21 protein-coding genes are annotated in these 25,541 nt (G+C 55.1%); 5 read left to right on the forward strand and 16 right to left on the reverse strand.

Annotation, left to right across the window (positions count from 1 at the left end; all coding sequences use genetic code 11):
- From der to xerD, 7 genes are all read right to left on the reverse strand, one after another.
- Complete coding sequence (der, locus tag J2S70_RS00280; RefSeq protein WP_307683339.1) at positions 1-1,416, reverse strand: ribosome biogenesis GTPase Der; 1,416 nt, start codon at positions 1,414-1,416, stop codon at positions 1-3.
- Positions 1,417-1,489: 73 nt separating this feature from the next.
- Entirely contained in the window at positions 1,490-3,277 is a 1,788-nt protein-coding gene (locus J2S70_RS00285; RefSeq protein ID WP_307681758.1) for a prephenate dehydrogenase, read from the reverse strand.
- On the reverse strand, positions 3,274-4,026 hold the full coding sequence (locus J2S70_RS00290; RefSeq protein WP_307681759.1) for a pseudouridine synthase: 753 nt from the start codon (positions 4,024-4,026) through the stop codon (positions 3,274-3,276). The genes J2S70_RS00285 and J2S70_RS00290 overlap by 4 nt, the downstream gene beginning before the upstream one ends.
- Complete coding sequence (gene scpB, locus J2S70_RS00295; RefSeq protein WP_307681760.1) at positions 4,023-4,577, reverse strand: SMC-Scp complex subunit ScpB; 555 nt, start codon at positions 4,575-4,577, stop codon at positions 4,023-4,025. Before scpB ends, J2S70_RS00290 begins: the two co-directional genes overlap by 4 nt.
- Positions 4,570-5,370, reverse strand: a complete 801-nt coding sequence (locus tag J2S70_RS00300) for a segregation and condensation protein A (RefSeq protein ID WP_307681761.1) — start codon at positions 5,368-5,370, stop codon at positions 4,570-4,572. Before J2S70_RS00300 ends, scpB begins: the two co-directional genes overlap by 8 nt.
- Complete coding sequence (locus J2S70_RS00305) at positions 5,370-6,227, reverse strand: ParA family protein (protein WP_307681762.1); 858 nt, start codon at positions 6,225-6,227, stop codon at positions 5,370-5,372. The genes J2S70_RS00300 and J2S70_RS00305 overlap by 1 nt, the downstream gene beginning before the upstream one ends.
- A 30-nt stretch (positions 6,228-6,257) precedes the next feature.
- Positions 6,258-7,208: a site-specific tyrosine recombinase XerD gene (gene xerD / locus J2S70_RS00310; RefSeq protein ID WP_307681763.1), complete on the reverse strand. Its 951-nt coding sequence runs from the start codon at positions 7,206-7,208 to the stop codon at positions 6,258-6,260.
- A gap of 95 nt (positions 7,209-7,303) precedes the next feature.
- Here xerD and tkt point away from each other — a divergent pair, with 95 nt between their 5' ends.
- The 4 genes from tkt (at position 7,304) to J2S70_RS00330 (ending at position 13,044) form a co-directional block, all read left to right on the forward strand.
- Complete coding sequence (gene tkt, locus J2S70_RS00315) at positions 7,304-9,400, forward strand: transketolase (RefSeq protein ID WP_307681764.1); 2,097 nt, start codon at positions 7,304-7,306, stop codon at positions 9,398-9,400.
- A gap of 9 nt (positions 9,401-9,409) precedes the next feature.
- The gene (gene tal, locus J2S70_RS00320) at positions 9,410-10,513 is read left to right on the forward strand and encodes a transaldolase (protein ID WP_307681765.1); all 1,104 of its coding nucleotides are present in this window, start codon (positions 9,410-9,412) and stop codon (positions 10,511-10,513) included.
- 75 nt (positions 10,514-10,588) lie between these two features.
- Positions 10,589-12,115, forward strand: coding sequence for a glucose-6-phosphate dehydrogenase (gene zwf, locus J2S70_RS00325; RefSeq protein WP_307681766.1), 1,527 nt, complete (start codon positions 10,589-10,591; stop codon positions 12,113-12,115).
- Between the two features lie 8 nt (positions 12,116-12,123).
- Complete coding sequence (locus tag J2S70_RS00330; protein ID WP_307681767.1) at positions 12,124-13,044, forward strand: glucose-6-phosphate dehydrogenase assembly protein OpcA; 921 nt, start codon at positions 12,124-12,126, stop codon at positions 13,042-13,044.
- Here the strand turns inward: J2S70_RS00330 and secG are convergent.
- The 9 genes from secG to uvrA all read right to left on the reverse strand — a co-directional run bounded on the left by secG (position 13,041) and on the right by uvrA (position 24,451).
- Positions 13,041-13,286: a preprotein translocase subunit SecG gene (gene secG, locus J2S70_RS00335; protein ID WP_307681768.1), complete on the reverse strand. Its 246-nt coding sequence runs from the start codon at positions 13,284-13,286 to the stop codon at positions 13,041-13,043. The two genes, J2S70_RS00330 and secG, sit on opposite strands and share 4 nt — an antisense overlap.
- A 95-nt stretch (positions 13,287-13,381) precedes the next feature.
- Positions 13,382-14,158 carry a triose-phosphate isomerase gene (tpiA, locus tag J2S70_RS00340; RefSeq protein ID WP_307681769.1) on the reverse strand — a complete coding sequence of 259 codons (777 nt, stop codon included), beginning with the start codon at positions 14,156-14,158 and terminating at the stop codon, positions 13,382-13,384.
- On the reverse strand, positions 14,158-15,351 hold the full coding sequence (locus tag J2S70_RS00345) for a phosphoglycerate kinase (RefSeq protein WP_307681770.1): 1,194 nt from the start codon (positions 15,349-15,351) through the stop codon (positions 14,158-14,160). Before J2S70_RS00345 ends, tpiA begins: the two co-directional genes overlap by 1 nt.
- An 88-nt stretch (positions 15,352-15,439) precedes the next feature.
- A complete protein-coding gene (gene gap, locus J2S70_RS00350) occupies positions 15,440-16,444 on the reverse strand; it encodes a type I glyceraldehyde-3-phosphate dehydrogenase (protein ID WP_307681771.1) in 1,005 nt (334 codons plus the stop codon).
- A gap of 195 nt (positions 16,445-16,639) precedes the next feature.
- Positions 16,640-17,623, reverse strand: coding sequence for a DNA-binding protein WhiA (gene whiA / locus J2S70_RS00355; RefSeq protein ID WP_307681772.1), 984 nt, complete (start codon positions 17,621-17,623; stop codon positions 16,640-16,642).
- Between the two features lie 66 nt (positions 17,624-17,689).
- Positions 17,690-18,637: a gluconeogenesis factor YvcK family protein gene (locus J2S70_RS00360; protein WP_307681773.1), complete on the reverse strand. Its 948-nt coding sequence runs from the start codon at positions 18,635-18,637 to the stop codon at positions 17,690-17,692.
- Positions 18,634-19,590, reverse strand: a complete 957-nt coding sequence (gene rapZ / locus J2S70_RS00365; RefSeq protein ID WP_307683340.1) for an RNase adapter RapZ — start codon at positions 19,588-19,590, stop codon at positions 18,634-18,636. The genes J2S70_RS00360 and rapZ overlap by 4 nt, the downstream gene beginning before the upstream one ends.
- A 19-nt stretch (positions 19,591-19,609) precedes the next feature.
- Complete coding sequence (gene uvrC, locus J2S70_RS00370; RefSeq protein ID WP_307681774.1) at positions 19,610-21,583, reverse strand: excinuclease ABC subunit UvrC; 1,974 nt, start codon at positions 21,581-21,583, stop codon at positions 19,610-19,612.
- Complete coding sequence (gene uvrA, locus J2S70_RS00375; RefSeq protein ID WP_307681775.1) at positions 21,584-24,451, reverse strand: excinuclease ABC subunit UvrA; 2,868 nt, start codon at positions 24,449-24,451, stop codon at positions 21,584-21,586.
- A 114-nt stretch (positions 24,452-24,565) separates the two neighbouring features.
- On the opposite strand from uvrA, the gene J2S70_RS00380 reads away from it, so the two are divergent.
- On the forward strand, positions 24,566-25,540 hold the full coding sequence (locus tag J2S70_RS00380; protein ID WP_307681776.1) for a bile acid:sodium symporter family protein: 975 nt from the start codon (positions 24,566-24,568) through the stop codon (positions 25,538-25,540).
- Position 25,541: the final 1 nt, after the last annotated feature.

A 25,541-nucleotide genomic window follows, 5' to 3' on the forward strand; every position in this document is an offset into this window, starting at 1 on the left:
CTAACCCCTACTTCTTCGCCGCTCGCGCTCGCGCACTCCAATCTCTATCGGCGATCCCGTGAAATTAAATGTTTCTCGGAATCGACGTTCGATGAAGCGGCGATAACCGTGATCTAAAAATCCTGTCGTGAACAGCACGAATCGTGGCGGTTGAACAGCTACCTGTGTTGCGAACAGGATACGGGACTGTTTACCGCCACGAACCGGATGCGGATTTGCCGCGACGAGTTCGCCCAGAGTTGCGTTGAGCTTACCGGTAGGGATGCGCTTATCCCACGATTCCAGGGCACGGCGCATCGCACGTGTCAGGCGATTGGTGTGCCAACCCGTTTGTGCAGATATATTGACGCGTTCAACCCATGGCATCTGGACCATTTCACGCTCCAGCTCACTGTCGAGCATCTTTCGCCGCTCATCATCAACAAGATCCCACTTATTAACGACTAACACCATGGCTCTTCCCGACTCGATAACCTGTTGCATGATCCGAATATCTTGTTCGGTCAAATCCTGCGAACCATCGATTAACACGAGTGCTAATTCGGCGCCGGCAAGCGCACGCTGGGTGCGCAATGACGCGTAATAGTCGGCTCCAGATTGTAGGTGCACACGACGCCGAATACCCGCGGTATCGACGAACGTCCACAACTCATCGTCCAACTCGATGATCTCATCCACGGGATCACGTGTTGTACCCGCGGCATCGTCCACGACCACCCGGTTCTCCCCCGCCAACTTGTTAAGTAGCGATGACTTTCCAACATTTGGCTTACCGACGAGCGCAATTCGGCGTGGGCCTTCACCTGGCCGCTCCCGCTGCACGGCGGATTCCTTGGGGAGCACACGCATTGCCTCATCGAGCAGATCACCTGAGCCTCGACCGTGCAGCGCTGAAACTGGAAACGGCTCGCCCACACCTAGCGCCCACAGGTACGCAACATCTGCTTCCAATTGTTCTGAATCAACTTTGTTAGCCGCCAAGACTGTCGGCTTACCCGAACGTCTGATCAGTTCAACGATCCGCTCATCGGCATCGGTCACCCCAACGGTCGCGTCGACCACCAGCATGACGGCATCAGCCTCGCGAATTGCGATCTCGGATTGGTTGGCTACGGAAAGATCGATGCCCTGCACGTCGATTTCCCAGCCGCCGGTATCAACAACCGTGAACTTACGGCCGTTCCATTCGGCATCGTAATAGACGCGATCGCGCGTAACGCCGGGCGTATCTTGAACCACCGCCACGCGCCTTCCAACAATCCGGTTCACGAGAGTTGATTTTCCGACGTTCGGCCGGCCAACAATGGCGAGAACTGGCGCTGTTGAAGAGCGGGCTGGCTGCGCAAGGTCAACCTTGGCCTCGATGAGGGCTAAGTCTTCCTCGTCAAGCTCATAATCATCGAGTGAGGACCGCATGAGCTCGTATCGTTGCTCATCGAGATCTGGGCTCTGATCGCCCTCAAACTCGGGAAAATTGTCGGCGCGTTCGTCAGTTGTCACGGTAGCCCTCCGGAATTAACGAGATCACGGCGTCAACAACCTGATCGATCGTCATGGTAGATGAGTCGATATGGGTCACGCCGTCTTCGGCGGTCATAAAGTTTGAAACTGTCGAGTCTTCCTGATCTCGTCTAAGAACTTCATCGCGCGTATCGGCAATTGCCGCCTCATCGGCACTACCCCGGGTTTCTAACGCGCGGCGTGCAAGGCGCGCTTCTTCCGAAGCCGTCAGCAGAACGCGCACAGTCGCGTCGGGAGCAACGACGGTGGTGATGTCGCGGCCCTCGGCCACGATCCCCCGGCCTTCCGAATGCCCTGACGGTGTGCATTCCTCTAAGATGATCGCCTGTTGCAAGCGCACCAGCTCCGCCCGCACATCCAAGTTCACAGCCACCTTTGACACGATCTTTGACAGGGCAGATGTGCGAATCTCGTCAGTGACGTCGTGCTCACCTACCGTGAACTGCGGATGATTCGGGTCACGGTCAATTGACAGCGGCATTGTTTGAGTCGTTTGGCTTACTGCGGCCTGATCGTCCAAGTCGATATCGTTGTGCTGCGCCCACCACGTAGCCGCTCGATACATCGCACCGGTGTCGAGGTAGGCAAGACCGAGCTTGTTGGCCACCGCTTTGGCAACCGTAGATTTACCTGAGCCAGAAGGCCCATCGATTGCGATCACGATCGGCTGTTTTGTTTCAGATGTCACGACTCTCCATCCCATCTGGTCAAGTCCGCGCTCAAGCGGCATTGCCTGTTGCGGCATCACTGATACGATCACGCGCCCGACTTCCTGCTTGGCAGAATGCTCAATTTCGAGATCCTCAATGTTTATCCCCAGGTCGCCAATCTCGGCAAAAAGCCGACCAAGCATGCCCGGTTCATCCGGGATGAGCACGATGACTTCGGCATAATTTGCCCGCGCACCGCCGTGCTTTCCGGGTATGCGCGCCACACCGGAATTGCCGTCCGCGATAACTGAAGAAATCCGGTCGAGCCCAACATCCTCGCGGTCTAAGGCGGAGATCACGGTGCCTAGGCGCGCGGAAATACCTCGTAGGACTCCGGCAATTTGCCTGCGGTTTCCGTGGATAATGGACGTCCATAAAAGAGGGTCAGATTCGGCAATACGGGTCACATCCCGCAGCCCCTGACCCGCTAAATCCAGAGCTTCCGCGGGTGCGTCTTTGAGAGCTGCGGCCACAAGCGAGCTCATAAGCTGCGGCATGTGAGATATGAGCGCAACGGCATGGTCGTGCTCTGCCGCATCCAGCATGACGGGCGTTGCGCCCATGTCAACAGCCAAGGTCCGTATTGTTTGCATGGCCGCCGTTTGCGTTTCATCGTCGGCGCAAATGACCCACGGGCGTCCAACGAACAGATCGGCATCTGCGGCGATTGCGCCCGAACGTTCCTTGCCAGCCATCGGATGTGAACCAACCCAGCGATCAACGCCGGGATGGTCAAGTAGGTCTTGCCGAATGCGGTCCTTAACGGATGCGACGTCTGTGACGACGGCGCACGGGAACCTATCCAGCGCATCGCGTACAACCGGGGCTGTGACATCCGGTGATATAGCGACGACGACGACCTTCGGCTCATCGACGGGCTCGATCGTGCCAGCACCGAGATCACGGGCAAGGGATGCTGCTACCGGCGAGGAATCTTCAATGTGGACGTCCACCCCGGCACGCCTAAGGCGCAGGGCAATGGACGTTCCCAATAGCCCGGCCCCGATGATGAGCACCGGAGATGGGGTTAAAACGGAGTCATTCACAGGTCCACCATACTCATGAGAGCGCCGAGCTCAGAGCCACCCACCGTGCGAACCTCGCCTGGGCGCAGCCGTCCGATTTGGATATTGGCAAACCTGGTGCGAACGAGGTCGATCACGGGAAAGCCAACTTCCTCCATCATTCGACGCACGATCCTGTTGCGCCCCGAGTGCAGATCGATTTCAACTATCGAGTGTTTTCGGCCAGCTTCCCGAAGAGTGAACCGATCCGCCTTGATTGGCCCATCTTCGAGTGTGATTCCCTTTTCTAAGACCTTCGTCAGGCCTCGGGTCACGGTTCCTTCGACTCGAGCAACGTAGGTCTTAGGCACCTCATAAGAGGGATGGGCGAGACGGTGGGCGAGTTCGCCGTCGTTGGTCAAAAGAATGATCCCCTCGGTGTCAACGTCGAGGCGGCCAACGTGATAGAGGCGTTCGGGAAGATCTTGAACGTAGTCAGCAAGCGTTGGTCTGCCTTGATCGTCGCTCATTGTTGACACCACGCCGCGCTGTTTATAAAGAGCTACTGTCAGCTTACTCTGATCGAGTTGGATGCGTTCGCCGTCCACGTGTAGAACTGCCGTATCCGGATTCACACGGATACCGAGTTGGCGAACTACGACGCCGTCGACGCTCACTCGCCCCTGCGCGATCAGCTCTTCGCAGGTGCGTCGCGAGCCGACGCCGGCATGGGCCAGTACCTTTTGCAAACGTTCGCCGTTCGGATCGTGGAGGTCTTGCGCGCGGCTCATATCAGTTCCTTTTCGAGATCGTCGAGATCGGTATCATCTGGGAGATAGGGGGCAAGAGGTGCGAGCTCATCGATTGAGTTCATTCCCATTTTCTCTAAAAACAGCTGGGTTGTCGCGTACAGGCTGGCGCCGGTCGCTGCGGTTTGCCCCACCTGCTCAATGAGGCCCCTTGTCACCAAAGTTCGAACTACGGAGTCTACCTCAACGCCTCGTATTGCGGCGATCTGTGCGCGTGTAACAGGTTGCCGATACGCGACAACTGCGAGCGTTTCCAGAGCCTGAACCGACAGTCTGGATGATTGCCCGTGTGTGACGAACTCTCCGACCACTTCGCTGTAGCGTGGATGGGAGTAGACCCGCCATCCACCACCAACCTCACGCAGTTGGAATCCGCGGTGGGCCTGTTCGTATTCACGTGAAAGTTCTCGCAGGAGGCTATCGGCGTCCGCTTCGCTCATTTGGAGCGTTTCGGCAAGAATGGCGAGAGGTACCGGATCGGGCGCGACCATCAGTATTGCTTCGATGGCACCACGCTGGAACTGGTCACTCATCATCGCTCCTCTCCACTAGGATCGCCACGGATTTTTGCTCGTTTACACGCACAACATATAACGTTGCCAGCGGAGCGTCTTGTTCCACTGCAAGCTCCCCAGTTCGAAGCATGTCGAGCACCGCGAGGAAACGAGATACGACCATGGTCACCGAATGCGCATCCGCGCACAGGTTCGTGAATGAGACGCGATCACCTATAACGAGTTTTTCGCGCAAATAGGCCACCTGGCTCTCAACCGGTACGAGCGGATCGTGCAAGTGATCGAAGGTGATCTCCTGCGGAGTTCGAGTGAAAACCCCCGCAGCCAGCATGGCAAGATCGTCCACGTTAATGCGCAGATCTACGTCCGGTAGAAGCTCACGCAAGTGCTCTTCCATGGGAACATCGCGCGGAATAGATAGTGATTGCACCCCGGCTCTAGCCGCGAAGTCCACTGCGACGTCCTTATATGCCTTGTACTGAAGAAGCTTTGCAAACAGGACATCCCGTGCCCCAAGAATTTCGAGATCTTCTTCTTCGATCTCCTCACGTGGAAGTAACCGTGCTGCCTTCATGTCCAACAAGGTAGCTGCGACGACGAGAAATTCAGACATCTGGGACAGGTTAACTTCATCCTGGCATCGTACGAACTCCAAAAAATCGTCAGTAACATCGGCTAGTGCAACCTCCGTCACATCGAGTTTCTTTCGAGAAATCAAATTGAGGAGCACGTCAAATGGTCCGGAGAAGACGTCGAGCTCGACCGCGAACGCATCCGAGCTAAAGAGATCTTCGAAGGGCGCGGTGCTCACTACGGTGAACCACCGCGCGCGATTAGTTCGCGAGCCAAGCGGCGATAAGATTCGGCACCCTTAGACTTCGGATCGTAGCTAGTGATTGGTTCGGCAGCGATTGTGGCATCTGGGAAGCGCACGGTTCGCGGAATTTCGGTGTCGAACACCCGTTCCCCGAACTGCTCGCGAATCGTGGTAATTACTTCGCGCGCGTGCAACGTGCGCTTGTCGACCATCGTTAGCAGAACGCCGTCGATACGAAGTTGCGGATTCAGCCGGTCTTGTACCCGCTCGATCTGATCAACGAGCAATGCCACTCCACGCATTGCAAAAAACTCGGCTTCAAGTGGGATCATGACACCGTGGGCAGCTGTTAGAGCATTGACTGTTAACAATCCCAGGGAGGGCTGGCAGTCAATGATGATCACGTCGTACGTTTCGACAACCGGGCGCAGCACGCGCATCAATGACTGTTCACGCGCCACTTCATTAATCAGCTGGATCTCAGCAGCTGACAATTCAATATTTGCGGGAACCACGTCTAAATTCGGCGTAGATGTCGACTGAATTATTCTCGTGACATCGGGCTTAGTCGCCAACATTTCGTCGTAAAGTGTACGTTCCAGTGACATGGCGTTGATGCCCAGCCCGGCCGAAGCTGCACCTTGCGGATCGAAATCAACGATGAGTACCTTCCGCCCGTATTCAGCTAACGCCGCCGCTAAGTTGATCGAGGTCGTCGTCTTTCCAACCCCACCCTTTTGGTTACACATAGCAATAATTCGCGCGGGGCCATGTGATTCAAGATCGGGGGGCAGTGGGAAGTCGCCCTCCGGATCTAGTTCGTCGAGAAGATCAGTTTGTACGGGAGTCACCCTCCTAATCTACCCGATCCCGCCTAGGTTTCACCGATGAACCGCCCGCGGGTGTGAAGTTGCATAAATCTCTTTCAGCGTCTCGGACGTGACTTTTGTGTAAATTTGCGTGGTGGTGACAGAGGAATGCCCAAGCATTTCTTGAACGATGCGCACATCAGCTCCACCTTGAAGAAGGTGTGTTGCAAATGAATGACGAAAAGTATGCGGAGATATGCCTTCCATTTTCGCACGGCGCGCCACCTCCTGAATGGCAGTCCACGCAGATTGACGAGACATCGGGTTGCCACGCTTATTGAGAAACAGGTACGGATTGCCCTTGCCTTTGGCGGCCAATTCTGGCCGGCCGCGCACCACATATTGTTCCAGAGCCTGGATTGCGTATCTGCCAAGCGGCAAAATTCGCTCTTTTCTCCCCTTTCCAAAAAGCCGTATGTTCGCAGAGCTGATGTCGACGTCATCCGGCGTTAATCGAACTGCCTCAGAGATTCTGGCTCCCGTGCCGTACAGCACCTCTACCAGGGCACGATCGCGTAGCGGCACCGGGCCCTCGCCAATCGACGATGCTTCAATTAGACGATCCATTTCCTCGATCGTTATTGCCTTTGGCAAGCGCTCGGCCTGTTTGGGCGGGCGCACATTCGTCGTCGGATCGAAGGCGGTACGCCCCTCAAGAAACAAAAACTCGTGCAGACGGCGAATTGACGTCATCATTCTGGCTATCGAAGAAGACGCCATCTTTGTGCCACTTTCTCCGCCATGTAAGTAGTCAACAAAAGAAGCGGCATCTTCGGGTGTTACCTCACCGAAGTTTTTCACGCCGCGCCTTTCCAAATGCTTGACATAGTGGGTGATATCGCGGCGGTAGGCAGCCACCGTATTGGCAGATAGCGAACGCTCAATGCTCACATGAGCAAGGTATTGCTGAATATCTCGCGAAAATGTGCCCGCGGTAGAATGGGAATGCGGTGTGTTGGTCATGGTGGTCCATCCCTGTGAAGAAATTACCAAGTAAGCTAGATCATATCGGCACGCTCATCAGGAATAGCTGCCCTTGTAACTATAAGGAGAAGTACATGACGACTTTCGAATGGAGCGAGTTGGATCAAAGGGCCGTCGATACGGCGCGCGTACTCGCCGCAGACGCAGTCCAGAAAGTTGGTAACGGTCACCCGGGAACGGCAATGTCGCTGGCACCCGCCGCATACCTGCTTTATCAGAAGGTCGTGCGTCATGACCCTGCAGACGACATGTGGCTGGGTCGCGATCGTTTCGTGTTGTCCGCAGGCCACTCATCACTCACCCAATACGTCCAGCTCTTCCTCGCAGGTTACGGGCTGGACATGGACGACCTGGCCGCCCTTCGCACGGAAGGTTCAGCAACTCCCGGCCACCCGGAATACCGCCACACTAAGGGCGTCGAAATTACTACTGGACCTCTTGGCCAAGGCCTGGCCTCCGCCGTCGGGATGGCGATGGCTTCACGTCGCTCCCACGGCTTATTCGACCCAAATGCCAACGACGGCGAAAGCCCATTCGATCACTTCGTTTACGTCATCGCCGGTGATGGTTGCATGCAGGAAGGTGTTACCTCCGAGGCCTCTTCTCTCGCCGGTACTCAGGAACTGGGCAACCTGATTGTCATTTGGGACGACAACCAGATCTCAATCGAGGACGACACGTCAATCGCCTTCTCCGAGGACGTGACCAAACGCTACGAAGCCTACGGCTGGCACACACAGCACGTGGATTGGGTCAATGGCGGCGACTACAAGGAAGATATCGAAGCGCTGTACAACGCGATTGACGAAGCCAAGAAAGTTACCGACAAACCCTCTTTCATTCGCCTTTCGACGATCATTGCCTGGCCTGCACCAAACGCTCAGGACACCGGAGCCGCACACGGAGCTGCGCTTGGCGACGACGAAATCCGGGCCACCAAGGAAATTCTCGGGCTCGATCCGGACAAGACCTTCCACATTGACGAGGAAGTCCTGGAACACACACGCAAGCAGGCGGCTGACAACGCCGCGCGCTATCGCGAGGAATGGGAGAAGAAATTCGAGGATTGGGCGCAGGCCAACCCCGAACAGAAGAAGCTTTTGGACCGCGTGGTTGACCACAAACTTCCCGAAGGCTGGGAAGATTCACTGCCCGTGTTCGAGGCCGGTTCATCACTTGCGACCCGTGCAGCCTCTGGCAAAGTTCTCAACGCAATCGCAGAAGTTTTACCCGAATTGTGGGGCGGATCGGCAGATCTTGCAGGTTCGAACAACACATACATGAATGACCACCCGTCGTTCTTCCCTAAAAAGCGCTCTTCGGAAATGTTCCCGGGTAATAAGTTCGGCCGCAATCTCCACTTCGGTGTGCGTGAACATGGCATGGGATCGATCGTTAACGGCATTACCCTGCACGGGCTTACGCGCGCCTATGGTGCAACGTTCTTCGTTTTCGCAGACTACATGCGCCCTGCCGTTCGTCTTGCCGGCCTCATGAAGGCACCTTCAATCTTCGTGTGGACGCACGATTCTGTTGGTGTTGGCGAGGATGGGCCCACCCATCAGCCGGTCGAACATCTGTGGGCTTACCGCGCTATCCCGGGTGTCGACATCGTCCGCCCGGCAGACGCTAACGAGACCGCACAGGCTTGGCGCGGTATTCTCGAGCGAACCGACCGTGCTGCCGGTATCGTGCTATCGCGGCAGAACCTGCCGATTGTTGAACGCGGAGATGGGGAGGCCAATGGCGATACCCTTGCCAGTGCGGAAGGTGTCCTCAAGGGTGGCTACGTTCTCGCAGATGCCGAGCAGATCGACGTCGTTTTGATTGCAACCGGATCCGAAGTTGCCGTCGCACTGGAAGCTCGCGAGCAGCTGGCCAAGGAAGGTCTCGGCGCACGCGTGGTGTCGATGCCGTGCTTGGAATGGTTCAAAGAGCAAGACGATGCCTACCGCGAATCCGTGATTCCTTCCGACGTGAAGGCTCGCGTCTCAATCGAGGCGGGCGCAACATTTGGGTGGAAGGGCATCGTTGGTGATGCCGGGCGCACCGTTGGTATTGATCACTACGGTGAATCGGCAGCCGGCCCCCTGCTTCTCGACAAGTACGGCATTCATAGCGCCAACGTCGTCGAGAATGCGAAAGAGTCCATCGAAGCGGCAAAGAATTAAGGATACGCAATGAGTAAACTTCACGAACTTTCCGATCTTGGAGTGTCAATCTGGTTGGACGATCTCTCGCGAGGCCGCCTAAATTCTGGCAATCTTGAAGATCTCGTCCACAATCATGCCGTTGTTGGCGTGACGACTAATCCCTCGATCTTCCAGGCCGCTATTTCTGGCTCGGATGACTACCGCGAAGACGTCAAACGCTTGGCGGATGAGGGCAAGAGCGCAGAGGAAATCATTACCGAGCTAACAACCGATGACGTGCGACGGGCGTGCGATCTCTTTACGGATATCTATTCAGCGACAAACGGTTTCGACGGCCGCGTGTCAATTGAGGTCGATCCCAGGCTCGCGCACAATACCGTTCCCACCTACGAACAGGCTAAGCAGCTCTGGGCCAAAGTGGACCGACCGAATGCGATGATTAAAATTCCTGCCACAAAGGCGGGGTTACCAGCCATTCGCGATGCAATTGCTGATGGTATTTCGGTCAATGTCACGCTGATCTTTTCGGTTGAACGCTACGAAGAGGTTGTTGACGCCTATCTGAGCGGCCTCGAACAAGCGCAGAAGAAAGGGCTCGATCTGAGCCAAATTCATTCCGTGGCCTCATTTTTCGTGTCCCGCGTTGACACGGAAGTGGACGCTCGACTCGATAAGATCGGCGGGCAAAGTGCACTCAACATGCGGGGTAAGGCCGGCGTGGCAAATGCTCGAAACGCTTACGCGGCATACATCAAGCATTTCGAACAGTCCGTGCGCTTCCGCGATCTAGCTGATGAAGGGGCGAATGTTCAGCGGCCGCTCTGGGCGTCGACGGGAGTGAAGAATCCCGACTACTCCCCCACCATGTACGTTGACCAATTGGTTTCTTCTCACGTGGTCAACACGATGCCGGAAAACACTTTGTGGGCGACCAAGGATCATTCTGATCTCAGCGGTGGAGATACGATCCGACCGAACCTTGACTCCGCGAAGAACACACTGGAACACATCGTGTTGCTAGGGATCGATTTCGACGACGTGACGCGCCAGCTCGAAGACGAAGGCGTCGAGAAATTTGAGGTCTCGTGGGAAGATCTCATTCACACGGTTCAGGACGCAATGAACTCCTAAAACGGTGTACACTGCGCATACGGCAGGGTGGCCCGAAGGCCACCCTGCTTTTTGCTCCGACCACTGAGGAATATTATGGAAACCACCGAAAATCCGCTGATTTCGGATCATGATACCCGGATGCAACGGGTCGCCGGGCCGAATGGACTCGTGCTGTTTGGTATCACGGGTGATTTATCGAGAACTAAAATCCTTCCGGCGCTCTATGATTTGGCACATCGTGGGCTTTTACCGGCTTCGTTCACCCTCATCGGCGTGGCTCGGCCAAAGAAAGGTATCGAGGATCTGGGCGCATGGGTTGAAGACGCCATTCGGGAAGGTGCGAAGACGGGAATTGATGAGACGACCTTGCGCCAGCTGATGGCGGGCTTCCGAAAGGTCGAAGGGGATTACGGCTCACACGAAACTTTTGAAAAGCTCAATCAGGAGCTCGCCCGAGCCGAATCGGAGCGCGGAACGGGTGGCAACTATGCGTTCTATTTGGCGATTCCCCCTGCGCTGTTCCCACAGGTTTTAACGGAACTCAAAAATGCTGGTCTAGATCGCCAGGATTCGGGCTGGCGCCGGGTTGTTATTGAAAAACCATTTGGCCACGACCTTCAATCTGCACGCGAACTAGATGACGTCGTAGCCAATGTTTTCGAACCCGAGTCGATTTTCAGAATTGATCACTATCTTGGCAAGGAAACGGTCCAAAATATTTTGGCCCTTCGGTTTGCCAACGAATTATTCGAACCCATTTGGAACAATGCTCACGTTGACCACGTGCAAATTACGATGGCTGAAGATATCGGAATCGGATCGCGTGCCGGTTATTATGATGGAGTTGGTGCCGCGCGGGACGTCATCCAAAATCACCTTCTGCAACTCTTGGCGTTAACGGCGATGGAAGAACCAACATCCTTCGATTCAGATGCCCTGCGGCGCGAAAAAGAGAAAGTCTTGAAGGCTACTCACCTGTATGGAGATCCGGCTGATTCATCGGTATTCGCTCAGTACACCGAAGGCTGGCAAGGCGGGCAGTTCGTTAAGGGTTATATGGACGAAGATGGGGTTGCCCCCGATTCTCGTACCGATACCTATGCTGCACTCCGCCTTGGCATAGATACGCGCCGATGGGCAGGTGTGCCGTTTTACTTGAGGGCCGGTAAACGCCTTGGCCGGCGGGTCACGGAGGTTGCGCTCGAATTTCGCCGACCACCATTCCTGCCATTCACGGCCGAACAAACAGCCGCAATGGGCGCGAATACGCTCGTGATAAGGATCCAACCGGACGAGGGAATAACCTTCCGCTTTGGGTCAAAGGTGCCCGGAGCGCAGATGCTCCTGCGCGATGTCACGATGGATTTTGGCTACGGGCATGCCTTTACCGAATATGCACCAGAAGCCTACGAACGTCTCATCCTTGACGTTCTCTTGGGCGATCCCCCGCTGTTCCCGCAACAAAAAGAACTTGAACTATCTTGGGAAATTATCGACCAGGTAACAGACTATTGGGAGAACACATCACGCCCGATCGAAACCTATGATCCGGGGTCGTGGGGCCCCCACGCTTCTGATCAGATGCTTGCCCAGGACGGCCGCGCCTGGCGCCGGCCTTAGGAGAACTCATGACTTTCTTGACCGATACAACTTCCGCTCATACGGCACGCGAACTCGAACGGATGCGTGCTGATGCTGGTTCTGGTGCACTTGGTAAGGTGTTGAACCTTATCGCCGTCGTTAAGGATGAAGAGGGCGTACGCGCAGTGTCCGAATCTGCGCTCGATGTCGCGCAAGCACACCCGTTGCGCATCATCATCCTGTTACCCGACGCTGATTCTGACGATGCCACACCTCGGCTCGATGCCGAAATCAAACGGGGAGATAGCGTCGGGGTCGCAGAAGTGGTCATTTTGCGTCCCTACAACGGTGCCGGTGAAAATCAAGTCTCCCTGGTACTTCCGCTGTTAATCCCGGACGCACCGGTCTTTACTTGGTGGGTTCAAGAGGCTCCCAAAAATCCGTCGGCAACAGGTTTGGGTAAGGTTTCCACACGCCGGATTACCAATGCCAATGCGACCCGCAATCCAGTTGCGAGCTTAACGGCACTGGCACAAAACCGTCAGCCGGGCGATACCGATCTGACGTGGGCTGGAATTACGATTTGGCGGTCACAACTGGCAGCCTTGCTAAACGAGGCTCCGCATGAGGCCGTTACATCAGCCGAGGTCTACGGAAACACAAATCGCGCAGGAGCTAACCTCCTTGCGGGCTGGCTGGCACTGAGACTCGGTGTGTCAGTGCACCTCGAGCACTGCGATAGTGCAGGAATCGAATCGGTATATATGCACCGCGAATCGGGTGCGCTCTCAATTTCTCGGCCGCACGACGGCGATATTGCAACGCTTTCTCGGCCGGGCCGCGCTGATCTTCAAATAGCTATGCCGATGCGGTCGCTGCAAGCACAGCTGATCGAGGAGCTACGAACCGTGAATGATGATCTCGAATTCTCGGAGGTTATCCAAGAAGGACTACCGCTCGTGAACTAGGATGCGACCTTCGTCATGAGACCGATGAACACGACGGACAGAGCCCACACTAACGCCACTCCTATAGTGATTCGGTTCAAGTTGCGCTCAGCAACACCGGAGGAGCGCATCGACGTCGAAATTCCGCCGCCGAACACGTCTGAAATACCGCCGCCCCGGCCCTTGTGCAAAAGGATCGATCCAATGAGCAAAAGGCTCGAGAGCACCAGCAAAACGACGCTGATGATCATGAGTGCAGTCACGTGAAATCACTATCCATTCGGTCGAAAACTTTACCTGTCAAGTGTATAGCAAGTGAGGGGAACGCCATGCGTTCCCCTCACCAATGTGAGACCAATTACGAACGATAGGTCACAATCTTCGCGAATTCTTCCGCGTCCAGCGAAGCACCGCCGACGAGTGCGCCGTCAACATCAGGCTGCGCCATGATGTCTTTGACGTTCGAGGACTTCACTGACCCGCCATACTGAATCCGTACGGACTCGGCAGTCGCTTCAGTGTAAAGCTCCGCAATCTTGGCGCGGATAGCGCCGCACACTTCTTGCGCATCCTCAGGGGTGGCGACTTCGCCGGTACCAATTGCCCAAATCGGTTCGTATGCGATCACGGACTTGGCAACTTCTTCAGCCGTCAATCCGCTGAGCATTTCGTCGATCTGGCCAAGAACGAATTCGACCTGCTTACCGTCCTTACGGACTTCGAGTGCCTCGCCGCAGCACATGATCGGCGTCATTCCGGCATCAAGGACCTTCTTGGCCTTTTTACCGACAAGCTCATTCGATTCGCCATGGTATTCACGGCGCTCGGAGTGTCCAACGACGACGTAGGAGCAGCCAAGCTTGGAAAGCATATCCGTCGAAATTTCACCCGTGTACGCGCCGGAATCGTGGACTGAGACGTCCTGCGCGCCGTATCCGATTTCGTACTCTTCGGAATCGACGAGGGTTTGGACGGAGCGGATATCCGTAAACGGTACGATCACCGCCGTCTCGGTATTAGTGAAATCGTGTTTGAGATCGTTGAGAGTTACTGCCAGCTTCTGCACGAGGGAGATCGCCTCGAGGTGATCGAGGTTCATCTTCCAATTGCCGGCCATGAGTGGTGTGCGCGACATTAGTCCTCCAAAACTTCAATACCGGGGAGTTTCTTACCCTCGAGGAACTCAAGGGAAGCACCGCCACCGGTGGAAATATGGTCAAATTTATCTTCATCAAAACCGAGCGTTCGCACCGCTGCCGCCGAATCGCCACCACCCACGATGGTGTAGCCTTCAGCGTTCTGCATCGCTTCCGCAATCGCTGCCGTTCCCTTAGCGAAGGCTGGGAATTCAAAGACGCCCATCGGGCCGTTCCACACGACGGTCTTAGACTCTGCGATTGCCTGAGCGTAACGCTCACGCGTGTCTGGTCCGATGTCCAGTCCCATCTCCTCTTCGGGCATGGTACCCGTGTCGTAGATCGAAGCAGGTGCAGATTCCTCAAAGCGCGGCGCTGTGACGTTGTCCGAAGGCAGCAAAATTTCTACGCCCGATTCCTTCGCCTTCTTCAGGTATTCCCCGGCCTTTTCAATAAAATCTTCTTCAAGGAGTGATGTTCCGACTTCATTTCCTCGAGCCTTCATAAAGGTGTAGGCCATGCCACCACCGATGAGAAGACGATCTGCCTTGTCGAGCAGATTTTCAATAACGCCGAGTTTATCTGAAACCTTCGAACCGCCGAGAATGACCGTGTACGGACGAGCCGGATCGTCTGTAGCCCTTGACAGCGAATCAATTTCCTTGAAAACTAGCTCGCCAGCTGCCGATGGTAGCTCCTTAGCGATGTCGTAAACCGAGGCTTGCTTACGATGCACAACGCCGAAACCATCGGAGACGAATGCATCTGCGAGAGCGGCATACTCCTTGGCTAGTGCTTCGCGTTCGGAATCATCCTTGGAATCCTCACGCGGATCGAAGCGAACATTTTCAAGAAGTACGACGTCCCCGTTTTCCATGTTGCTCGTGAGCTCTTTGGCTGAATCACCCACGGTATCTTCTGCGAGCTTGACTTCTTTGTTAAGAAGCTCGCCGAGCCGTTTCGCAACGGGCGCCAGTGAGAATTCCGGTTTAACTTCGCCCTTGGGGCGGCCAAGATGGGCGGACACGATCACCTTGGCGCCTGAGTCCATGAGGCGTGTCAGTGTGGGAAGGGCAGCCCGGATCCGCCCGTCGTCAGTAATATTCTTTTCATCGTCGAGCGGCACATTGAAGTCCGAACGGACAAAGACCTTCTTGCCGGCGATGTCGCCGAGCGAATCAATCGTCCTCATAAAATCTTCTCCTAGTTCTTTGGCAACAGACTCTCTGTCAAAGTGCCCGCACATGATTCATGTGCGGGCACTGAGCTCACATTGTTGCTTACAGTTTCTCGCCGACGATCTTGGCGAGATCAACGAGGCGGTTCGAGTAGCCCCACTCGTTGTCGTACCAGGACACAACCTTGACCTGGTTACCAATGACACGCGTCAGCTTTGCATCAAAGATCGACGATGCGGGATGCCCCTCAATATCCTTCGATACGATCGGATCTTCTGTGTACTCCAGAATTCCCTTCAGCTCACCCTCTGCGGCCTTCTTGACCACCGCGTTGACTTCTTCAACCGTCACTTCACGACCAGCTTCGAAGGTCAAGTCGGTTGCCGAACCTGTCGGAACGGGAACGCGCATGGCGAAACCGTCGAACTTACCCTTGAGTTCAGGCAATACCAGAGCAACGGCCTTAGCAGCACCCGTGTTGGTTGGGATAATCGACAGGGCTGCGGCACGTGCGCGGCGCAGATCGCCGTGGGGGCCATCCATGAGGTTCTGATCAGCGGTGTATGCGTGGATCGTGGTCATGAGTCCCTTGACGATTCCAAACTCATCGTTCAGCACCTTAGCCATTGGTGCAAGACAGTTCGTGGTGCACGAAGCGTTGGAGATGATGTGGTGATTTTCGGGGTCGTAATCGCCCTCGTTCACACCCATGACGATCGTGATGTCTTCGTTCTTACCAGGTGCCGAGATGAGGACCTTCTTCGCGCCGGCATCGATATGCTTCTGAGCATCTTCGGCCTTCGTGAAACGTCCGGTCGATTCGATGACGATATCAACGCCAAGATCGCCCCAGGGAATGTTCGCGGGATCGCGCTCTTCGAAGGACTTCAAAGTCCTGTCGCCGATCTTGATCGAGTCTTCACTGGACGTCACTTCTTCTTCAAGCTTGCCGAGAATCGAATCGTACTTCAGCAAATGTGCCAGGGTCTGATTATCTGTGAGATCGTTCACTGCAACGATGTCAATATCCGCACCCTGTGCCATAACAGCACGCGCGAAGTTGCGGCCGATTCGGCCAAATCCATTGATTCCAACCTTAATGGTCACTCTTATCCTCCTTGTGTGGGAAATCCACACGTTGATTATGGATGAACGGGAAATTCCCGCAACGATCCCGGCCTTGGATTTTTCACAGCCGCTCTCGTTTCGGTTTGATTCTACCCCGATTAGCTCCTAACCAATAGGGACCAAAGTGGAGACCAAGCGACCTTTCACGCATGGCTGACAAGATCTATCGGCGAGTCACAGCGAATTGCGCTGCGCCTTCGCAACTGCGTCCATTGTGTCGGGAATAGCCTGTTCTTGGGCGCGCTTATCCGCCATCGTGTTAAGCCTGCGTAATCGCCCTGCTACCGCATCTTTCGTGGCTGGAGGGTCGAGGCGGTCTCCTAGCATATTCAAAGAATCCTCGGGAAACTTAATCCGGTACTCCCCTACTTCGCGCAGGTTGGCAGGTATATCCTCACCAAGAATCTCGAACGCGCGTTTTACTCGAATAACGGCGACGACGGCAGCGTCGGCAGACCTGCGCATATTAGCGTCGTCGAAATTTGCTAGCCGGTTAGCCTGCCCGTGAACCTCACGTTCGGTGCGCAGCTCTTCCCACCTTATAACCGTGTCATGACAGCCCATCCGAGTCAGCATGTCAGATATTGCGTCGCCTTCACGGATGTCGACTCGGAAAGCACCGCGTGCTTCGCGCGCTCGATACGGGATGTCCATGCGTCGAGCAAGCCCGCCGATGCCGTAGGCGGCCTCGAGAGAGGGGCAGGTAACTTCAAGTGCGGTGTTTCGGCCTGGCTCACTCAGCGATCCACGAGCCAAAAAAGCACCCCGCCACGCAGCGGCGGCAGCTGACTTCGAGCCTCCCACAATTTGTGGTGGTAAGCCACGAACCGGGCGGCCGTGCGGGTCGAGAAGCCCGAGCCGACGCGCGATCCTTTCACCGTTGCGGGTGATACGAACGACGTAGGTGTTACCAGAACGCCCTGGGTTCTTCACGACAAGCAAATCGGCATCCATGCTGAAGAGCATTTTAATGAGTTCACATAGGTGCCGAGCCGCTCCGGGGTGTTCAAATTCAGCTTGGAGCGTGACGATGCCGCCATTGATGTGCAAGCCCCCGGCAAACCTGAACATGACAGAGATTTCGGCAGTCATCGAGGAGACAACGCTTGGGTACACCGCCGATAGTTCATCCTTCGCCGATGTCGTCAAGGCAGTCATATTTGCTCCAAATCTCTAGGCACGCGAATTATTCTACGCCATGCGGAAGAAACCGAAACTGCTTCTCTAATCTTTTTCAAAAAGCTCACGGAGAGCCGATGCTAAGAACAAAGGATCATGCTTAGCTTGATCCGACCTGTCGGCAAGTGGGCACGCATATACGTCCGCACCGATAGCCGCGCAGGCCGCATGAAAGTTTGCCCAGATAATTTGAGCGTCCTTATCAATGAGCACGGTGTCCAGGATCAACTCGGGCGCGTGCTCTTGAAACGACCTAATGTGATCGGAAGCCGATAGAGTCCGGGTTTCGTCGTCGGGCACCAGATTAATGATGAGCGCACGGCGAGCACGCGTAGAAGTAAGAGCCGTGGACAGTTCGGGAACAAGGAGATGTGGGATCACTGACGTGAACCATGATCCGGGGCCAAAAATTATCCAGTCCGCATCCTGGATGGCCTCGATAGCTTCTTTGACCGCGGGAGGATTTTCCGGAACGATGCGAACATGTTTTATTTCGGCCCGGCAGCTCGCCACGGCAACCTGACCACGAATCGTACGTTCGCCCTGGTCGTCAACAATATCGGCTTCGATCTGCAAGGGCTTCGCCGCCATCGGCAGAACAGTACCCGTGATGTCCAATAGCCTGCCCACAAACTCCAAGCCTTGAACTGGATCATCGAAAAGATCCCACACACCGGTGATAAGAAGATTGCCTAGCGAGTGTCCATTGAGCGGGCCATTGGAGTTAAACCGGTATTGCAAAACGTCTCGCCAGGTTAGGCTCCATTCGCCATCGTCACACAATGCCGACAATGCCATCCGTAGATCGCCCGGAGGCAAAATATTGAACTCCTCGCGTAGGCGGCCTGAACTGCCCCCGTCGTCGGCAACTGTGACGATCGCTGTGATATTTGGTGTCAAAAGCCTCAGCGCAGCCAGTGTCGCAGATAGGCCGTGCCCGCCACCGAGGGCAACAACCTTAGTATGCCTGACCGTTGATCCCGCTGTCATCATTCACGCCCAAGGTCACGATGAATATTTCTCACGTTGTGCCCACGTGAACGCATGATCGCGCCAAGTTTCTCGCTCATGGCAACCGAACGGTGCTTTCCACCCGTGCAACCAATCGCAATCGTCACATATGGTTTAAGTTCATGCTGGTAGCCGGCAAATATCGGTTCGAGTAAATCCGCATACCCCTGTATAAACTCCTCGGCACCGTCGACGTTTAACACGAAGTCCGACACGGGCTTGTCACGACCGGTCAAGTGCCGTAGTTCGGAGACCCAATAGGGATTGGGAAGGAAGCGAACGTCTGCAACGTGATCCGCATCAAGCGGGAGCCCGTATTTGAAGCCAAAGGACATCACGGTCACGTGAGTATTGTCCGTTCCTGCTTCCTGAAGCCCTGAGCGCACCTTTCGTGATAGGTCATGAACAGTAAGATCAGAAGTATCGATATAAATATCGGCCCGAGTGCGCAATTCGGTTAAGACTTGGCGTTCGTGCTCGATCCCATCGAGCAAGCGCCCATCTTCTTGCAGTGGGTGTGGCCGCCTCACCGATTCGAAACGGCGCACCAAGACGTCAGTGCGCGCGTCAAGGAACATGATCCGATAATCGAATTTGCGTTCGTCGAGCTCATCTAAAACGGCAAGTAGTTCTTTGAAGTATCCTCGTGAACGCACGTCGACGACGGCCGCAAGCCGCCGCGTCGCGTGATCTGCCCCCGGCGTCATCAAACCGGCCAACGCACTGAGCAAACGAGGTGGCAAATTATCGACGACGTACCAGCCGAGATCTTCCAACGTTGCACCCGCACGTGACCTGCCTGCTCCAGACATGCCTGTAATAATAAGAATTTCAGGGATGTCAGCCGCTGGCAACGCCGTTTGGCGGTCCAATTCTGGAACGATCGGCGGAATCTTGCCCGTGTCATTTATCTCGCTATGCGGAATCTTCTCCATGCAACCATCGTGCCAGTTTTTATTGAGATTTTCCTGCAAAGTGGTCATGGATGGTCTGTGCTAGTGCCGGACCTATGCCGGGCACTTCCTGTAACTGTGCGATATCGGCTCGTTGGATCCGTGCAACCGATTTAAAATGCTTGAGTAAAGCGGTTTGTTTTGCCGGGCCGAGTCCGGCAATCTCATCGAGAGCCGATCGCGTCATCGCCTTCGAGCGCTTCTTACGATGGAAGCTAATCGCGAACCGGTGCGATTCATCGCGCAAATGTTGCAACAAACGTAGAGCGGGTGACGAGCGCGAAAGAATAATTGGAAAGCTTTCACCCGGTAGCCATATCTCTTCAAGTCGTTTGGCAAGCCCGATTACCATAACGTCCGCTTCAAGTTCGTCGATCGCACGTTTGGCGGCGTTAACTTGCGGCAGGCCGCCGTCGACGACGATCAGATCCGGTCGATATGCGAAGCGCCGCCGTGCGCCTGGTTCAACCGAGCCAGACTGCTGATCATCGGAGGCATCTGCAGCGTCTTCAGTTTCGCGCAGTCTCATCAGTCTGCGGCGTAGCACCTCGTTCATCGCCGCCGTGTCATCACGGGCACCCTCACCGTCCGGCCCTCGCACAATAAAATGCCGATAGTCAGCTTTCTTGGCGAGCCCGTCTTCGAAGACCACCATCGAACCGACCTGATTGGTTCCCTGAGTGTGCGAAATATCGTAGCCTTCGATGCGCAATGGGGCGCGCTTGAGTCCAAGCCCCACTCGCAGCTCCTCAAGGGCCTGAGATCGTTCCGTAATGTCACCCGCGCGAGCAAGTTTGTGACGTTGCAGGGCTTGTTGGGCATTCACGTGGACGGTGTCCATGAGCGAGGCTTTTGGGCCGCGCCGAGGTTGGCGAATCGTTACCTTCCCTCCGCGCAATTGGGAAAGCCATCGGCTAAGAGTATCGACGTCTGCAGGCATTTGCGGAACCCATATCTCCTTGGGCAGTGCGGTGGCAGCCGTGTGGTCGACGTCGTCCACAGATTTCGCTCGTTGCCTTTTCCGCCCGGCGGGTGCTTGTGAATAATGGCCGTAAACCTGAAGCAAAAGCTGGTTGATAAGCCCGGGCGCGTCTTCATCCTCAATCGTGGTTACCCACCCTCGCTGGCCACGTATTCGCCCGGCGCGAATGTAGAACACCTGGACCGACGCTTCCAGTTCATCGAATTCTAAACCGAAGACGTCGGCATCTACATCCGAGTCAAACACGACCGTATTGCGCTCGGCCACCGTTTCTAAAGCGATCGCATCATCGCGCAGCTTGGCAGCCCGCTCGTAATCTTGTTCCGCGGCGGCTTGAGCCATCTCTCGCTTCTTTTGGCGAATTAGCTCCTCACCGGTGCCGTCAAGGAAGCGAACCATTCGTTTGGCGATCTCACGATGTTCTTCTTCTGACACTCTCCCGACGCACGGCGCAGAGCACTTATCAATATACCCAAATAAGCATGGCCGCCCCGATCGTTCAGCATTTTTAAACACGCCGGCAGTGCACGAACGCATCGGAAAAACTCGCAACAGCTGATCCAGTGATTCACGCACTGCCCACACTTTGGTGTACGGCCCGTAATAGCGATTACCGCGGCGGTGCGCATTGCGGGTGACCATCACCCGCGGGTATTTTTCGCTCATCATAATCGCCAGGTATGGATACGATTTATCATCCCGGTACATGACGTTGAATCGGGGCGTGAACTCTTTAATCCACGAGTATTCGAGGGTGAGCGCCTCAATTTCAGAGCCAACGACGACCCATTCAACACGCACGGCGGTAAAAACCATTTGCCGAGTGCGAGCGTGCAAGAGGAGAGGATCTTGGAAATAGTTCAGCAGTCGGTTACGCAGGGATTTGGCCTTACCCACGTAGATGACCCGGTCGTCTTCATCGATGAATCGATAGACGCCGGGATCGGTTGGAATATCGCCCGTGTGTGGGCGATAGCTTTCCGGATCGGCCATCTATGTGAGGGTACCCGCCTTTGCCAAAATTGGTTTCAAATACTGCCCCGTGTACGATTCCTCCACGCCCACGATGTCTTCCGGAGTGCCTTCGGCAACTACCCTACCGCCGGATTTTCCGCCTTCGGGCCCAAGATCGATCACCCAATCGGCACATTTAATGACGTCGAGGTTGTGTTCGATCACGATCACAGTATTTCCCTTATCCGTCAGTTCCTGCAGCACTCCCAAGAGTTTACGAACATCCTCGAAGTGGAGTCCTGTCGTCGGTTCGTCGAGCATGTAAACGGTTTTTCCGGTGGACCGTTTGTGCAATTCTGAGGCAAGTTTGACGCGCTGAGCCTCTCCTCCCGAAAGGGTAGTTGCGGGTTGGCCGAGGCGGATATAACCCAAACCTACCGATTCAAGAACTTCAAGATACTTGGTAATCCGGTTTACCGAGGCGAAGAATTCCTTGGCCTGGGAGATCGTCATGTCGAGAACCTCAGCCACGTTCTTACCTTTGTAACGAACCTGAAGTGTTTCGCGGTTGTACCGAGTGCCGTTACAGACTTCGCATGGCACGTACACGTCTGGCAGAAAATTCATTTCGATCTTGATCGTGCCGTCGCCCGAGCAGGATTCACAGCGGCCTCCCTTGACGTTAAAGGAGAACCTTCCTGGGCCATAGCCTCGGATCTTTGCCTCTTCTGTCTCGGCAAAGAGTTTTCGAATTGGATCCCACATGCCGGTGTAGGTGGCGGGGTTAGATCGCGGTGTTCGCCCGATTGGCGATTGGTCCACGTGCACCACCTTGTCGAGTTGGTCCAGGCCCTTAACTTTGTTGTGTTTCCCGGCGAGTGCCTGTGATCGGTTCAACTTATTGGACAGCACCTTGTAAAGGATTTCGTTGACGAGCGAAGATTTACCCGAACCTGACACGCCAGTAACTGCTGTAAAAACGCCGACCGGGAATTTAACGTCGATATCTCGCAGGTTATTTTCGCGCGCTCCTGTTACCTCTATCTGTTTCGTTTTGTAAACACGACGCCGTTTAGCCGGCACCTCAATTTCCCTGCGGCCGGAAAGGTATGCGCCGGTTAACGATTCTTCGGACTCGAGCAAACCTTGCGGCGGTCCCGAATAAACAATGTGTCCACCAAACTCTCCGGCCCGGGGGCCGATATCGACGACCCAATCTGCCTTGCGGATAGTTTCTTCGTCATGCTCGACCACAATCAGGGTGTTGCCAAGATCGCGCAGGTGAAGCAAGGCGCTAAGGAGACGATCGTTGTCACGCTGGTGTAGCCCGATCGAGGGTTCGTCGAGAACGTAAAGAACGCCGACGAGTCCCGCACCAATCTGTGTTGCCAGGCGTATCCGCTGAGCTTCACCACCCGATAGCGAGCCGGCCGACCGCGAAAGAGTGAGGTAGTTCAGTCCGACAGTCACCAAGAAGTTAAGCCGCTCAAGAATTTCCTTTAATACAGCATCCGCGATCTGCTTTTCGCGAATGCCGAGCTCCAGACCTTGCAAGTATTCGAGAGCGTCCCCGATCGAAAGTTCTGTAAGTTCATGGATGTTCAGCTCTCCGATTCGCACCGCAAGCACTTCCGGCTTGAGCCGCGCTCCCCCACAGGTTTGGCAGGCGACATCGCACATGAAGCCCTGATAGCGTTCGCGAGACCACTCTGAGGAAGTTTCATCATGCTTCCTCTTCACAAAGTGGAGAACACCCTCAAAACCTGTTGAATAAACTTTTTCGCGCCCCCATCGGTTCCGGTAGCGCATTTTGATCTTGAAGTCCTTGCCGTTCAAGATCGCGTCTTTCACGTCATCGGAAAGATTTTTCCACTTCGTTTTTGTGCTGAAGCCGAGCTCGTCCCCCAATCCCTGAAGTTGGCGCATGTGGTAATCTCTGGCCGGCCCCGAAGCGGTGACCGACCACGGTACGATGGCCCCCTCATCAATCGTTAGATCTTCATCAGGGACGACCAGTTCAGGCGCAACTTGAACTTTGTATCCGATGCCGTCACAGTCCGGGCACGATCCATAGGGTGCATTAAATGAAAAAGTGCGTGGTTCAATCTCCTCGATGTCCAGCATGTGGCCATTTGGGCAAGATCTGAACTCTGAAAATTTACGCTCGCGAGCGGGATCGCCGGCGTCGATATCCACAAATTCTACGATCAATCGGCCATCGGCCAACCGCAGTGCAGTCTCTACTGAATCGTTGAGCCGTGATCGTACGCCCTCACGGATCGCAAGCCGGTCAACGACGACGTCGATGTCGTGCTTCTTCGTTTTTGCTAGCTTTGGCGGGCTATCCAAGCGGACTAATTCACCATCGACTCGAGCGCGCGAATAGCCATCGGCTCCGAGGGTCCGGAAAATTTCTTCATGTTGGCCCTTACGCCCGCGAATAACGGGCGCGAGAACCTGAAACCGTGTGCCGTCGTCGTACTCGAGGAGTACGTTAACAATCTGTTCGGCACTCTGTGCCTGAATCTTCTCATCACAAAGCGGGCAGAACTGCGTTCCCGCGCGTGCATAGAGCAAACGTAGATAATCATAAACCTCGGTGATCGTTCCGACCGTCGAACGCGGATTACGATTGGTGGACTTTTGATCAATCGAAACAGCGGGTGATAAGCCCTCGATAAAATCCACGTCTGGCTTATCCATCTGGCCAAGAAACTGGCGCGCGTAAGCAGATAGCGATTCAACGTAGCGGCGCTGGCCCTCAGCGAAAATCGTGTCAAAAGCAAGTGAAGATTTTCCGGAACCGGATAGACCGGTGAACACGACCATCTTGTCGCGGGGGATATCAAGCGTGACGTTTTGTAGATTGTGTTCGCGGGCGCCTTGAATATGAATATGTTCGTGCACGAGTTCAAGTCTAGGCTTTTCACCCGGCACTATCGAACGCATGTTTGATGATTTTGCCACAGGCGATGATGAGCCCGATGCGCCGTCAGTGCTTGCGTGATCTAGGATGGGCGCATGGCGCTCAATGCAAAGGAACTGCTCAAGCGGATCAGACCTGATTTCCTACTCACAGGTATCATCACCGCACTCATTCTAGGGCTGTTCGTACCCGTCCCCGAAAACGTCGCCGAGGGTTTTTCCACCGCGGCAGATGTTGGCGTGGGCCTTGTTTTCCTCGTCTACGGCATGCGGCTTCGGACCAGCGAAGTCATTGCAGGCCTTCGAAACATCAAACTCCAAACCGCAGTTTTAGCCACCACATACGTGTTCTTCCCACTGCTTGGCTTCGCGTTCTACTGGCTTACCGGCTCCATTATTGGGGCGGCGTTTGCCACGGGCTTGCTTTACCTCAGCCTGCTCCCCTCAACGGTGCAATCCTCGGTGACGTTTGTATCGATCGCTCGGGGCGATGTTGCAAGTGCTGTATGTTCAGCAACCATTTCGAACATCCTCGGAATGTTTCTCACACCGGTACTCGTGTTGGTGTTCATGGACATGGATCATGCGTCCACGGGTGGCATCCAGTCCGTTCTTGTAAAGCTGCTTCTGCCATTTATCATTGGCCAGATGCTGCAGCCTTTCGTCGGGAACTGGGTGCGGGCGCACCGCAACATTACGAAGTTCACGGACAATTCTGCGATTATCCTCGTCGTGTTTTCGGCGGTTGTTAAAGCGACTAACGACGGCGCCTGGTCATCGGTCACTGCAGGTGGCTTCTTTGTTCTTTTATTAGTTCTGTCTGTTTTACTTGGAATCGTTTTACTAGTCACGTGGTATGGCGGCAAACTTCTTGGCTTCCCACGCGGGGAGAAAATCGTGCTACTGATGTGCGGTTCGAAGAAGTCCCTTGCAACCGGTCTCCCCATGGCCAAGGCGCTTTTCGATCCCGCGATCGTCGGCGCTGTGGCCGTACCTGTGATTATCTTCCATCAGCTGCAGCTCATCGTTGCGGCAGTGATCGCGCGCCGGCTTGGCGCTCAAGAACAGTAGC

This window comes from Trueperella bonasi (genome assembly GCF_030811535.1).
GTDB classification, from domain to species: Bacteria; Actinomycetota; Actinomycetes; order Actinomycetales; family Actinomycetaceae; genus Trueperella; species Trueperella bonasi.